14 protein-coding genes and 2 tRNA genes are annotated in these 14,003 nt (G+C 36.8%); 11 read left to right on the top strand and 5 right to left on the bottom strand.

Going from position 1 to position 14,003, the window contains the following annotated elements:
- Nucleotides 1-9: 9 nt before the first annotated feature.
- The 5 genes from AB6B24_RS12190 to AB6B24_RS12170 all read left to right on the top strand — a co-directional run bounded on the left by AB6B24_RS12190 (nt 10) and on the right by AB6B24_RS12170 (nt 2,963).
- Nucleotides 10-81 (top strand) — tRNA-Glu (locus AB6B24_RS12190).
- Between the two features lie 36 nt (nt 82-117).
- A tRNA-Asn gene (locus AB6B24_RS12185) sits at nt 118-191 on the top strand.
- A gap of 95 nt (nt 192-286) precedes the next feature.
- Nucleotides 287-1,228 (top strand): TIGR01212 family radical SAM protein, encoded by a 942-nt coding sequence (locus AB6B24_RS12180; protein WP_021721833.1) that lies wholly within the window; start codon nt 287-289, stop codon nt 1,226-1,228.
- A 130-nt stretch (nt 1,229-1,358) separates the two neighbouring features.
- Complete coding sequence (locus AB6B24_RS12175; RefSeq protein WP_311806137.1) at nt 1,359-1,949, top strand: class I SAM-dependent methyltransferase; 591 nt, start codon at nt 1,359-1,361, stop codon at nt 1,947-1,949.
- A gap of 126 nt (nt 1,950-2,075) precedes the next feature.
- Nucleotides 2,076-2,963 (top strand): GRP family sugar transporter, encoded by an 888-nt coding sequence (locus tag AB6B24_RS12170; protein WP_195936417.1) that lies wholly within the window; start codon nt 2,076-2,078, stop codon nt 2,961-2,963.
- A gap of 74 nt (nt 2,964-3,037) precedes the next feature.
- On the opposite strand, the gene AB6B24_RS12165 is transcribed toward AB6B24_RS12170, so the two are convergent.
- Nucleotides 3,038-4,345, bottom strand: a complete 1,308-nt coding sequence (locus AB6B24_RS12165) for a serine hydrolase (RefSeq protein ID WP_029344621.1) — start codon at nt 4,343-4,345, stop codon at nt 3,038-3,040.
- Between the two features lie 327 nt (nt 4,346-4,672).
- Here AB6B24_RS12165 and rpsL point away from each other — a divergent pair, with 327 nt between their 5' ends.
- The 4 genes from rpsL to purR all read left to right on the top strand — a co-directional run bounded on the left by rpsL (nt 4,673) and on the right by purR (nt 9,130).
- Nucleotides 4,673-5,086: a 30S ribosomal protein S12 gene (gene rpsL / locus AB6B24_RS12160; RefSeq protein WP_003129874.1), complete on the top strand. Its 414-nt coding sequence runs from the start codon at nt 4,673-4,675 to the stop codon at nt 5,084-5,086.
- Nucleotides 5,087-5,104: 18 nt separating this feature from the next.
- Nucleotides 5,105-5,572 carry a 30S ribosomal protein S7 gene (gene rpsG / locus AB6B24_RS12155; RefSeq protein WP_015427245.1) on the top strand — a complete coding sequence of 156 codons (468 nt, stop codon included), beginning with the start codon at nt 5,105-5,107 and terminating at the stop codon, nt 5,570-5,572.
- A gap of 264 nt (nt 5,573-5,836) precedes the next feature.
- Complete coding sequence (gene fusA / locus AB6B24_RS12150; protein WP_003129877.1) at nt 5,837-7,966, top strand: elongation factor G; 2,130 nt, start codon at nt 5,837-5,839, stop codon at nt 7,964-7,966.
- Between the two features lie 348 nt (nt 7,967-8,314).
- Nucleotides 8,315-9,130, top strand: a complete 816-nt coding sequence (gene purR, locus AB6B24_RS12145) for a pur operon repressor (protein ID WP_010906422.1) — start codon at nt 8,315-8,317, stop codon at nt 9,128-9,130.
- 49 nt (nt 9,131-9,179) lie between these two features.
- Here the strand turns inward: purR and lepB are convergent, their stop codons facing one another.
- From lepB to AB6B24_RS12125, 4 genes are all read right to left on the bottom strand, one after another.
- Nucleotides 9,180-9,806 (bottom strand): signal peptidase I, encoded by a 627-nt coding sequence (gene lepB, locus AB6B24_RS12140; protein WP_021465036.1) that lies wholly within the window; start codon nt 9,804-9,806, stop codon nt 9,180-9,182.
- Nucleotides 9,807-9,817: 11 nt separating this feature from the next.
- Nucleotides 9,818-10,696: a ribonuclease HIII gene (gene rnhC, locus AB6B24_RS12135; protein WP_311806141.1), complete on the bottom strand. Its 879-nt coding sequence runs from the start codon at nt 10,694-10,696 to the stop codon at nt 9,818-9,820.
- 144 nt (nt 10,697-10,840) lie between these two features.
- A complete protein-coding gene (locus AB6B24_RS12130) occupies nt 10,841-11,512 on the bottom strand; it encodes an ABC transporter ATP-binding protein (RefSeq protein WP_004254370.1) in 672 nt (223 codons plus the stop codon).
- Nucleotides 11,513-11,520: 8 nt separating this feature from the next.
- Nucleotides 11,521-12,591: an ABC transporter permease gene (locus AB6B24_RS12125; RefSeq protein ID WP_195936422.1), complete on the bottom strand. Its 1,071-nt coding sequence runs from the start codon at nt 12,589-12,591 to the stop codon at nt 11,521-11,523.
- Between the two features lie 369 nt (nt 12,592-12,960).
- Between AB6B24_RS12125 and rplM the strand changes: the two genes are divergently transcribed.
- Complete coding sequence (gene rplM / locus AB6B24_RS12120; protein WP_010906417.1) at nt 12,961-13,407, top strand: 50S ribosomal protein L13; 447 nt, start codon at nt 12,961-12,963, stop codon at nt 13,405-13,407.
- Nucleotides 13,408-13,426: 19 nt separating this feature from the next.
- On the top strand, nt 13,427-13,819 hold the full coding sequence (rpsI, locus tag AB6B24_RS12115) for a 30S ribosomal protein S9 (RefSeq protein ID WP_004254378.1): 393 nt from the start codon (nt 13,427-13,429) through the stop codon (nt 13,817-13,819).
- Nucleotides 13,820-14,003: the final 184 nt, after the last annotated feature.

Here is a 14,003-nt window from a genome sequence, read left to right as displayed (position 1 = left end):
TGAAAGTATGGTCCGTTGGTCAAGAGGTTAAGACACCGCCTTTTCACGGCGGTAACACGGGTTCGAATCCCGTACGGACTATATTATTAAAACTCGGGGAACCGAGTTTTATGTTATTGCGGATTAGCTCAGTTGGTAGTAGCGCATGACTGTTAATCATGATGTCGTCAGTTCGAGTCTGACATCCGCAGCTTTTAAGAGACCTACGGGTCTCTTTTTTTATTATAAATACAGAAAATGTTTAAGAAATTTTGATATAATTTGATAAACGGAGAGATGATATAAAATGCAAAAGAGATATACAACTTGGAATGAATATTTGCGAACCAATTTTGGTGAAAAAATATTTAAAGTTCCTATTGATGCTGGTTTTGACTGCCCTAATCGGGATGGTACGGTTGCTCATGGTGGATGTACTTTTTGTACAGTATCTGGTTCAGGGGACATGATTTTGGAGCCAGAAGCTCCAATTGCAGACCAATTTGCTGCCGAAGTGGCTCAATTTCATAAAAAGTGGCCTGGAGTGAAGAAATATATTGTTTATTTTCAAAATTTCACTAATACTCACGCCCCTGTTGAAGTACTGAGAGAGCGTTTTGAACAAGCGGTAAACCAACCAGATGTTGTAGGTATTTCAATTGGTACTCGTCCTGACTGTTTACCAGATGACGTTGTAGATTACTTGGCAGAATTAAATCGTCGAATGGAAGTTTGGATTGATTTGGGTTTGCAGACTACTTATGAAGAAACATCAGATTTGATTAATCGAGCTCATGATTATGAAACCTATGTAGATGCGGTGAAGCGATTGAGGGTTCATAATATTAATGTTTGTACTCACTTAATCAATGGTTTACCTGGTGAAACTAGTGAGATGATGTTAGAAAATGTTCGCCGAATGGTTTTAGATTCTGATATTCAAGGTGTGAAATTACATTTACTTCATTTGATGAAACAAACTCGTTTGCAACGTGATTATCATGAAGGAAAATTACAGCTGATGTCGCAAGAGGAATATGTAAAAGTGATTTGTGACCAACTAGAGATGATTCCAAAAGAAATTGTTATTCATCGTTTAACAGGAGATGCTCCGCGGGATTTAATTATTGGACCTATGTGGTCTTTAAAAAAGTGGGAAGTTTTGAATAGTATTGATGCTGAAATGGAACGGCGAGGAAGTGTTCAAGGTTGTAAAGATGTTCGGCTTAGTGATCTAATTACATTTTAACTGACAGGAGGTGAATTTTTATTCATCTCTTTTTTATTGAATTTGGTGTTATAATAGGAAAGAAATTGAAAATCTGTCAGTAAAACTGAAATTGGTATATAAAAATAATTAGAAAGTGATGAGGAAATAAATGTTAAAACAGTTAGAAATGGCTCACTGGATGTTGAAAGATATCATCAAAACTAATGATGTTGTGGTGGATGCAACGATGGGGAATGGTTATGATACTCAATTTTTAGCGGAATTGGGAGCGAAAGTATATGCTTTTGATGTGCAAGAAGAAGCGCTAAATGCAACTGAAAAACGTTTAGATGATGCTGGAATAAAGAATCAAATATTTGAAAAAAATCTCTCGAATTTACTGACAGAGCCGTCAGTAAATCTAATTTTGTCTGGTCATGAAAAGCTTTCTGAATATGTCAAAGAGCCAATCAAAGCAGCTATTTTTAATCTTGGATATTTACCAAAAACTGATAAAAGTGTGGTTACAAAAGCTGACACCACTTTGACTGCTCTAGATGCTTTGACTAATCAGTTAGTTGTAGGTGGAAGAATTGCGATTATGATTTATTACGGTCACGAGGGGGGAATGGAAGAAAAAGATGCCGTTATTAAGTGGACTTCTAGTTTGCCACAAAATGACTGGGAAGTGACTTCTTATGCACCTCTTAACCAAATTCATACGCCACCAATTTTAGTCCTAATCGAAAAAAGAAAATAAATTTACTTGAACAGTTATGAATCTTATGTATTCTTTTATCTCTTGTTTTTTCCAAAAAAAAGAGTAAAATAGAGAAATGCTTATTTTTTTAAGTAAAAAAACTATTTTAAAGAGGTAAATATACACATGCAAGGAGTTCTTCTCGCGCTTGTTCCAATGTTTGCTTGGGGTTCTATCGGATTTGTAGCTAATAAATTTGGTGGTGATGCTAAACAACAAACACTTGGAATGACTTTGGGCGCTTTTGTTTTTGCACTTATTGTTTTCTTATTCCGCATGCCAACGTTGACATGGCAAATTTTCTTAATTGGATTTATTGGTGGATTGCTTTGGGCAATTGGACAATTTGGTCAGTTTAATTCAATGAAATACATGGGTGTTTCAGTAGCAAGTCCACTTTCATCAGGAAGTCAATTAGTAATTGGTGGATTGATTGGGGTTTTTGCTTTCCACGAATGGACAAAACAAATTCAATTTATTCTCGGATTTATTGCGATGGCTGTTTTGGTAGTTGGGTTCTATTTCTCAGCTAAGCGTGACCCAGAAAATGCAGTTGTTGAAGAAGGACGTAATTATACTAAAGGATTGACTGCTTTAACTTACTCAACTTTGGGATATGTTATCTATGTTATTCTTTTCAATAACTTAGCAGTGCTTTGGTTCGATGTTCATTTTGATACATTGACAATTATCTTGCCAATGTCAGTTGGAATGATTTTTGGAGCACTTGTAATGGGTCGTTTCAAAATTAAAATGGAAAAATATGTTTATCAAAATATGATTGTTGGAGCAATGTGGGGTGTAGGTAATATCTTTATGCTTATGGCTGCAAGTGCTGCTGGTAACGCAATTGCCTTTTCATTCTCACAATTAGGTGTCATCATTTCAACTATTGGAGGAATTCTCTTCCTTGGTGAAAAGAAAACCAAAAAAGAATTGGTTTATGTTGGAATTGGGATTGTTCTATTCGTAACAGGTGCAATTTTACTTGCAATTGTAAAAGCTAAAGGATAATAAAAAAGCTGTCAGTAAATTGACGGCTTTTTTTGTGAGTTAATTTTACTGACAAGTTTTCTGTCAGTAAAATTTTAGAGTTTTTCATTAACAAAATTAACAAAATGATTCCAAAAAACCTTTGGAGCGCTACTGCGAGGGACAGTTTTCTTGGCAACCAATGGAATTTGCTCTGCGGTACAATTTGGAAGATAGCCCAAACTATCTTTTACTGTAGTAGAAAGAGTGACAAGTTTTTGGTTTTTAGTCACAGTTGCTTCAACGGAGGCTGTTTTTTCCTTACTGAATTTGACTGTCAGTGATTTTGTATCTGCACTACCATCTGTAGCGTAAGGAACAACGGGAGTGATATTTTGTGGAGCAACGAGTTGAACAGATTTTTCTTTTCCATCAGTCACAGCAATTTCTTTAAAATCATCTAAGGATTGATTTTTTTGCACAAGACTGGTCGTACGCCAATGACCATAAACATAGTTCATCAGTTGATTTGTGAGAGTGAAAGGAGTTGAGTTGTCAGCAGCAGGATCTGTAGCTTCTAAAACAACCGTAATGATTCTAAAGCCGTTTTGATTTGTTGTTCCAGCAAAACAGTCAATTTGAAAACTTGTTGAACCTGTTTTCAAGCCATCCACACCAGTTCTTGAAGTAGAAAAACCACTAAGCATTTGATTGGTATTAGTTAAGGTCATCTTTGCTTCATTGCCGGTATCAAAAGGAATTTCTGTTTTTTTAGTGATTTGAAGAATTTCTGGGAAATCTTGAATAAGATGATAACTAAGTGTTGCTACAGCCTTTGCGCTCATTGTGTTTGTTGCTGAGGCACCAGACCCTGGATAAATATGTCCGTTTAAATCATCATTTGGTAAGCCAGAAGCATTGACGAGATGGCTGTCAGTAATCCCCCAGTCTTTCATTTGTTTTGTCATCATATCAACAAATTTTGGTTCTGAACCAGCAATTTTTTCAGCTAAAGCGACAGCAGCAGAATTTGCTGACGGAAGAAGTAAAGCATTCAATAAATCTTTGACAGTATATTGACCATTTTGAGCAAGGGGAATATTGGAAGCATTAGAATTTTGAGTTAATTCATAAGCATAATCTGAAATAGGAACTTTAGTATTCCAAGTCAATTTATTTTCAGCTACATTTTTGTAAACTAAATAGGCTGTCAGTAATTTAGTGATAGAGGCGATCCGAGTGCTTGCATCATCAGCATTTTGTGCGTATAAAATTTTACCACTTGAGGCATCAATAGCAATTGCTGATTTAGCAGCAACCGTAAAATCATTTGTCGTTGGAGTCGTAGCAGCACTGACAGAAAAGCCCGAAAGGACTGACAGACTAATCAGGAAACTACAAAAAATAATTGCAATTTTTTTCATGACTCGATTATACCATAGTCTATTCGTAAGGTACAATAGATTCAAAACTTGATAGATAATTAAATAGTTTTATTTTTTCAAAATCAATTCTAAAAAATAGATTGACAATTGTTATAAAAAATGATATTATATTAAACGGTACTTTTTACTTTGGACTCTCAGGAGAACTTGTATAAGTTGCTAAACTTCTTGTCAGAACTTGGCTTAAGCGACCATATACTGACTAAAAAATTGGCGATTCGCCATCCAATAAAAAGAAAGGAATGCTTTTGTATTTCTCATCGCTTCGCATAAAAATGTGGAAAAATACAAAAAGCAGACAGTAAAATGCCTACAATTAACCAATTGGTACGCAAACCACGTCGTGCTCAAGTGACTAAATCTAAATCACCAGCAATGAACGTTGGCTACAACAGCCGTAAAAAAGTACAAACTAAACTTGCAAGCCCACAAAAACGTGGAGTAGCAACTCGTGTTGGTACTATGACTCCTAAAAAACCTAACTCAGCGCTTCGTAAATTCGCGCGTGTACGTCTTTCAAACCTTATGGAAGTAACAGCGTACATTCCAGGTATCGGGCACAACCTCCAAGAACACAGTGTTGTACTTCTTCGTGGTGGACGTGTAAAAGACCTTCCAGGGGTACGTTACCATATCGTTCGTGGTGCACTTGATACAGCAGGTGTCGCTGACCGTAAACAAAGCCGTTCTAAATACGGTGCTAAAAAACCAAAAGCTTAAGAAGGGAGATAAGTAAGAATGCGTAAAAATCGTGCCCCAAAACGTGAAGTTTTGGCAGATCCAATGTACAACTCAATCGTCGTAACTCGTCTTATCAACCGCGTTATGCTTGATGGTAAACGTGGTGTTGCGTCTCAAATCGTTTACGGTGCCTTCAAACAAATTGAAGAAGCTACTGGAAACAACCCACTCGAAGTCTTCGAAACTGCTATGGAAAACATCATGCCAGTTCTTGAAGTTCGCGCTCGTCGTGTCGGTGGTTCTAACTATCAAGTCCCAGTTGAAGTTCGTCCAGAACGTCGTACAACTCTTGGACTTCGTTGGTTGGTAACAATCGCTCGTAACCGTGGTGAACACACAATGCAAGATCGTCTTGCAAAAGAAATCTTGGATGCAGCTAACAACACAGGTGCAGCAGTCAAAAAACGTGAAGATACTCACAAAATGGCTGAAGCTAACCGTGCGTTCGCTCACTTCCGCTGGTAAAATCTATTTGCGTTGCAGCTGCTTCGTCAGAAGAACCCTCGCGTACTCTACGCTTCGAAACCTTCTTTCTCGCTTCTGCTTAGCAAATAAATTTTACGATCAGTCTTAATAAAGATTGTAAAGTAACATCGAATTGATGTAAAAACGAACATTACCGGGCTTGGGCTCCTCGCCTGCTCGGTTTTGTTTTAATTTTTTAACATTAATTTGATACAATAAAACTAATGAGAAATTCTCATGACTAAAATCAAATAGGAGAACAAAATGGCTCGCGAATTTTCACTTGCTAATACACGTAATATCGGTATCATGGCCCACGTCGATGCTGGTAAAACAACAACAACTGAACGTGTTCTTTACTACACTGGTAAAATCCATAAAATCGGTGAAACTCACGAAGGTGCATCACAAATGGACTGGATGGAGCAAGAACAAGAACGTGGTATCACAATCACATCTGCAGCAACAACTGCTGAATGGAAAGGTAACCGCGTAAATATCATTGACACACCAGGTCACGTGGACTTCACAATTGAAGTACAACGTTCACTCCGTGTTCTTGATGGTGCTGTTACTGTTCTTGATGCTCAATCAGGTGTTGAACCACAAACAGAAACTGTATGGCGTCAAGCGACTGAATACGGTGTTCCACGTATCGTTTTTGCTAACAAAATGGACAAAATCGGTGCTGATTTCTACTACTCACTTTCTACTTTGGGAGATCGTTTGGGTGCTAATGCTCATCCAATCCAAATTCCAATTGGTGCAGAAGATGACTTCATCGGTATCATTGACTTGGTAACTATGAAATCTGAAATCTATACTAACGACCTTGGTACAGATATTAAAGAAACTGTTGTAGGTTCAGACGAATTTAACGCTGAATTGGCAGCTTTGGATTTCAATGCTGAAGAATACACAGAACTTGCAAACGAATGGCGTGAAAAACTCATCGAAGCAATTGCTGATTTCGATGAAGATATCATGGAAAAATATTTTGCTGGTGAAGAAATTCCAGAAGCAGAACTTAAAGCTGCTATCCGTAAAGCAACAATCAATGTTGACTTCTACCCAATGCTTGCTGGTTCTGCCTTCAAGAACAAAGGTGTTCAAATGATGCTTGATGCAGTTATTGACTACCTTCCAAGCCCACTTGATATCCCTGCTATCCAAGGTGTTAACCCAGATACAGACGAAGAAGACGAACGCCCAGCTTCAGATGAAGAACCATTTGCAGCTCTTGCTTTCAAAATCATGACTGACCCATTTGTTGGACGACTTTCATTCTTCCGCGTTTACTCAGGTACACTTGATGCTGGTTCATACGTTTTGAATACTTCAAAAGGTAAACGTGAACGTATCGGACGTATTCTTCAAATGCACGCTAACACTCGTAAAGAAATCCAAACAGTTTACGCTGGGGATATTGCTGCTGCTGTTGGTTTGAAAAATACAACAACTGGTGACTCATTGACAGATGAAAAAGCTAAAATCATCCTTGAATCAATTGAAGTTCCAGAACCAGTTATCCAATTGATGGTTGAACCTAAAACTAAAGCTGACCAAGATAAGATGGGTGTTGCTCTTCAAAAATTGGCTGAAGAAGATCCAACTTTCCGTGTTGAAACAAACCCAGAAACTGGTGAAACAGTTATCTCTGGTATGGGTGAACTTCACTTGGATGTTCTTGTTGACCGTATGAAACGTGAATTCAAAGTTGAAGCAAACGTTGGTGCGCCTCAAGTTGCTTACCGTGAAACATTCCGCGCTGGAACTTCAGCACGTGGATTCTTCAAACGTCAATCAGGTGGTAAAGGTCAATATGGTGACGTATGGATCGAATTCACACCTAACGAAGAAGGCGCTGGATTTGAATTTGAAAATGCTATCGTCGGTGGTGTCGTTCCTCGTGAATTCGTACCAGCCGTTGAAAAAGGTTTGGTAGAAACTATGGCTAACGGTGTCCTTGCTGGATACCCAATGGTTGACATTAAAGCTAAACTTTATGATGGTTCATACCATGATGTCGATTCATCAGAAACTGCCTTCAAGGTTGCCGCTTCTCTTGCAATGAAAGAAGCTGCTAAAACTGCGAAACCAGCAATTCTTGAACCAATGATGAAAGTTACAATCACTGTTCCTGAAGAAAACCTTGGAGATATCATGGGTCACGTGACTGCTCGTCGTGGTCAAGTTAACTCAATGGAAGCTCACGGTAAATCACAAATCGTTAATGCTTTCGTTCCACTTGCTGAAATGTTCGGTTACGCAACTACTCTCCGTTCATCTACACAAGGACGTGGTACTTTCATGATGGTATTTGACCACTATTCAGACGTACCTAAATCAGTACAAGAAGAAATTATTGCTAAAAACGGCCGTAACGCTGACTAAGCTTTAATTTTAAAAATATGAGATAACCTGTCAGTACTGACAGGTTATTTTTTACTGACAAAATTTTCTTTCGTTTAGTTTCACTTTATCTTGACTTAATGAATCATTAAGTCAGTGAAGCTATAATATATTTATTCCAAAAAAATTTTTTCATAACTTTACTCCTAAAAGTGAGAAAGCAGTATCTAAGTGATACTGCTTTTTTATTTTGATTTTAAAATGAAAGGTTACTGACAGAAAAATATTTTATGAATCTGAAATCTGTCAGTAAAATTGTTTCATGTGAAACTTGAATGTTCGGAAATGCCATGCTATAATAAGCTTATCAAATAGGAGATGAGATAATAAATGAAAAGAAACGAACGTTTAGTTGATTTTACAAATTTTTTAATTAATCATCCCAATCAAATGCTAAATTTAAATGAATTAAGTAAACATTATGAGGTAGCCAAATCATCTATCTCAGAAGATTTAGTATTTATCAAACGTGTTTTTGAAAACCAAGGAGTAGGTCTGGTTGAAACTTTCCCAGGTAGCCTTGGAGGAGTTCGGTTTACGCCTTACATTACTGACGAACGTTCGTTGGAAATGAGTCAGGAAATTGCTGAACTTTTACGTGAAGAAAATCGAATTTTACCTGGAGGATATATTTATCTGTCAGATATTTTAGGCACTCCATCAAATCTTCGTAAAATCGGTCAAATTATTGCTCATGAATATCATGAAAAGCAAGTTGATGTCGTCATGACTATTGCCACAAAAGGGATTCCAATTGCTCAGTCAGTTGCTGAGATTCTAGATGTTCCTTTCGTAATTGTTCGTCGTGATCCTAAAGTGACCGAAGGAGCAACGCTTAATGTAAATTATATGTCAGGCTCAAGCTCTCGTGTTGAAAATATGACTTTATCCAAACGGAGCCTTTCAATCGGTCAAAATGTTTTGATTGTTGACGACTTCATGAAAGGCGCAGGAACAATCAATGGAATGAGAAGTCTTGTTCATGAATTTGATTGTTTACTTGCCGGTGTTGCCGTTTTTCTTGAGGGACCATTTAAAGGTGAGCGATTGATTGATGATTACAAATCAATCTTGAAAGTTGATCGAATTGATATTGCTAACCGCTCAATTGATGTTCAATTGGGAAATATATTTAATGACAAATAAAAAAGTTACTGACAGGACATTCTGTCAGTAACTTTTTCTATTTATTCACTTAAAAGAAAGAAATTTTGTTGAGGGGCCACACTCGTAATTTCGCTTCACCAACAATTGCTGAACGTTTGAAAGTTCCAACTGCGCGACTATCTTGAGAAACTACCCGATTATCTCCCATCAGGAAGTATTGTCCCTCAGGAACTTTTACTGTAAAGGTTGGGTTACCAGTGCTGTCAGTGGTAAATGCTTTGGTACTTTGAGCTAAACTAACAAACAAACTGCGGTTTTGTTCACTGAGTGCATTTGTTAAAGGATACTTACCGTAAGTTTTTTCCAACTGACCGTCAGCAAGTTGCTTTTGGTAATCTTTGAGATAATTTTCTGGATAAACTTTGTTATTGATTGTGAGTTGGTCGTGGTCGAATTTTATAGTATCTCCGGGCATTCCAATGACACGTTTCACAATATCTTTAGTTGAACCATCGGCTGTTTCTTCTTTGGCAACAACAATATCAAAACGATTAATGGTTGATTTTCTTACAATAACCAGACGTTCTTTGTCAGCTAAAGTTGGGTCCATTGAATGACCATCCACAACAACAAGTGACCAAAGAAAGACACGGGAGAGAAGAATAGCGACAATTATAAAGAGAAACAATCCCCACTCTTTTAAAAATTTCATCATAATTTTACTTTCTATAATTGAGCGATTTTAATCGCTTTTTGTGTATTAGCAAAATGAAGTTTTGCTAACTGATTCAGAGCATCAACTCCCTGACTTTTGATAATTTGTGCTGCAATTTTGTCAGATAAATTTCCTGCCCCACTGGGTAACGTGAAACCTGATGCTTTAGATAATTTTTTTAGATTTTCTAAAAAAAGATAACGAGAAATAATTGAACTGACAGCAACAGCCAGAAACTGATCTTCAGCTTTTGTCAGTAAAGTTACCTTTGTCAGCGGATGATTTTGCTCTTTATTAACATATTTTTTATAATTTGCTTCCGTTGTGAAAGCATCAATAACAATATTTTCAGGCTTATGACCTAATTGTTTTTCAAGAAGATAAATGGCTTGATTATGGAGAGCAACTTTAATGCTGACAGCATTATAACCAGAAGCAATCACCTCATTATACTTGACAGGTTCAACCACTAAAGCAACATGTGGAATTCTATCAATCAATTTTGGAGCAATTTGACAAATTTTTTCGTCAGTTAATTTTTTAGAATCAGCGACTCCAATTTCCTTTAGAAAATTCAAGTTTTCTTCACTGACAAAACTAGCAGTAACCATTAAACCACCGAAATATGACCCGTTGCCCACCTCGTCAGTCCCAATAAGATTTGTTTGTTTTTGAGGAACGACTTGAGCAATATGACCAAAGTCACTCGCTAATTTTTCAGCCTCGTTTCCTTGAAAAACAACTTTTCCAGAAGTATAAACCGAGATAGAAGTTTTCCCAACCTTGGCAAAAAAAGTGATGTAAGGATTTTTGGAAACTTGCTCATAGGATTTGTATTTCTCAGCGAGCTGTTGGCGTTCTTTAGTCTCTAATTTTAGAACAATATTCATAAGAACATTCTACCATAAATTAGCTATTCTCGAATAAGAAACCGACCATCTATTAAAAATAATTTCTTATTAGAATCTATTATAGCAAACATGTTGTAAAATAATTAAAAAAGTCTTCATATTCTAAATACGAAGACTTCAAACTTAGTCAACTTTCTCACTTAAACGCCCATCTTCCATCAGATAAACTTTGTCACAATAATCAACCAAACGTAAATCATGAGTGACCATAATTGTTGCCTTGTTTTTTTCTTTTGCTTCCTTAGCTAATATTTTAACCACTTCATAAGCTTTTTCAGTATCCAAACTTGCCGTCGGTTCATCAGCCAAAATGATTGTAGGGTCATTATATAAAGCACGAACAATAGCTACCCGTTGCCTTTCCCCACCAGAAAGTTCCTCAGGATATTTATCCACCAATTTTTCAAGCCCTAAACGCTTGAGTAAGTCTAAGCCTGCTCTATTTTCTTTTGCCTTATTTACCTTGTCAACCAATTGAAGTTGTTTCTTAACCGTTAAGAATGGCACGAGATTAGAAGCTTGTAAAATAAAACCAATTTCTTCAAAACGAACCTTAGCGCGTGCTTTCTCCTTTTTTTCATTTAAAGCTCGGCCATTAATCCAAATTTCCCCAGAAGAAGGACTTTGCAGTCCGCCGGCAATAGTAAGTAAGGTACTTTTTCCAGAACCTGAAGGCCCAATGATTGCCACAAACTCACCCTTATCAACAGAGAAATTAGTTTCTTTTAAAGCCTCTATTGTTTCATCCCCATCCTTAAAAGATTTTTTGACATTTTTTAATTCAATAGCTTTCATTATTTCTCCTATCCAATCGCTTTTAGTGGATCAATTTTGACAATTGCTCTGACAGAGAACAAAGCACCCACAATTGCAACCACAATCATTAAAAGGGTAATCACTCCAAAGAAGAGGAGATTTGTTTGAAAAGGAACAGCTTCCGGTAAAATTAACGCAGAACCTAAAGTGGCTAACAAACCAATTAATACACCACTAAAAGCTAAAATAAAAGTTTGAGCGATGACAGAATTACTAATAAAACGACTGGAAATTCCCTGAGCCTTCATTACACCAAAAATCGCTATTTTTTGCATTGTCAGAACATAAATAAAGATTCCAATGACAACCGCAGCAATAACCACTAGAAAGCCAATCATGAAACCAAAGGTCAAAACCTGTGCACTATAACCAGGAAGTTTATCTATAAATTTACTGATAGATAATTTTTGGAGACCTTTAGTCTGTTGGCTAATTTTTCCGCGCGTGACGATAGCATTGTAAGTAGTTTTAGGTTGAAAATTGGAATTTGAACCATAACGAATTTGTTGGAAAGTATCTAAAGAAGTATAAAGCACAGGTGAAATATTAAATTTAGCATTATCTGTAAAACCAACAATAGTCAATACTTCATTATTGGTTGCTAATTTAATTTTATCACCAAGTTTATAATCATATTGATTTTTAAAACTAATATCAGTTACTACCTCGCCCTTATTTTTAAAATCCCTCCCTTCAAGAATATTGGGATTTAAAAATTCGTTTGAATTAATTCCAAAAAAACTGATATTATTTTTTTTACTTTCATCATTGGCATCATAAATAATCCCAGCAGTTTGAGCGAGAACGGCCTTTTCTTTCGCCTTCAACTGGCTGGCAATATCTGAATCAATCATTGACATATTGAGAGAATCATTGGCTTTCTCAGATAAAAAAATATCAGTTGCATTCCATTTATCAACTGCCATCCTGTTTTCTTGAGCCAAACCATAGGCCAAACCAGATAAGAAAAACACAAGATAGGAAATCAAAAACATGACACCAATTACGAGAGCATATCTTAATTTTGAATGTTTAATTTCATTAATTGCTAAAAACATCATTGAGCTCCTATTTTCTATATAAATCCCCCAAATTTCCGAGGACTAACTGAATAAAAGGATTTGTATTATATAAACCCCTTTAAAAAAAGTCTATCATAGTTCAAATGGAAGTGCTACCATAATGCTTGTAGCAAAAACCACAAAGAAACATTTGAAAAGATATAAAACTAAAAAATACATAATCCACGAAAAGAAGTAAATAAAGGGGATATAATCCCTAAAATGTCTTGACAAACCCAGGAATAATATGATATGATGATAAACGGTATTGTTTACCCCATTTTTGTGGCCCCGGAAACCCAAAAATACTTTGCAGGACTCTTACACCTGCTGTAAACAAATTCTAGTAAAAGGAAAATAACCAAAATGATGAAAACTACATTCATGGCTAACGCTCAAAACGTTGACCGTAAATGGTACGTCGTCGATGCAACTGATGTTCCTCTTGGACGTCTTTCTGCAGTTGTCGCAAGCGTACTTCGCGGAAAAAACAAACCAACATACACACCACATACTGATACAGGTGATTTCGTAATCGTTGTTAACGCTGAAAAAATCAAATTGACTGGTAAAAAAGCAACTGATAAAGTATATTACTCACACTCACTTCACCCAGGTGGATTGAAATCAGTTACTGCTGGTGAACTCCGTGAAAAAAATGCTGTACGTTTGATTGAAAAATCAGTAAAAGGTATGCTTCCACACAACACACTTGGACGTGCTCAAGGCATGAAACTTAAAGTGTTTGTTGGCGCAGAACACACACATACAGCTCAAAAACCTGAAGTCCTTGACATCACAGGTTTGATTTAATCAGGAAGGAACGAACATAATGGCACAAGTACAATATGCCGGCACAGGCCGTCGTAAAAATGCAGTAGCACGCGTACGTCTCGTACCTGGTACTGGTAAAATCACAGTTAACGGACGTGAAGTAGAAAGCTACATCCCACACGCAGACATGCGTCTCGTTATCAACCAACCATTTGCAGCTACACAAACAGAAGGTAGCTACGATACACTCGTAAACGTAAATGGTGGTGGTGTATCAGGTCAAGCAGGAGCTATCCGTCACGGAATCGCTCGTGCATTGCTCCAAGTAGACCCAGACTTCCGTAGTGCTTTGAAACGCGCTGGACTCCTTACACGTGACGCCCGTATGGTTGAACGTAAAAAACCAGGTCTCAAAAAAGCCCGTAAAGCATCACAATTCTCAAAACGTTAATATTATTCATATATCAATGTTTAAAACACTTCCATACGGAAGTGTTTTTTTGTATTAAATTTACACCTAGAAAATTTGTAAATTCTCTTTTACGATATCCAAAGGGTAAAATAATAAACCCCAAAATTACATTTTCTATAAAAAAATATACTTCAGAGAACATGACAACCGTGGGATTTTCCGG

Source organism: Lactococcus sp. AK05, assembly GCF_041026685.1.
Taxonomy (GTDB): Bacteria; Bacillota; Bacilli; order Lactobacillales; family Streptococcaceae; genus Lactococcus; species Lactococcus lactis.
This window is presented reverse-complemented; position numbering and strand designations above follow the sequence as displayed.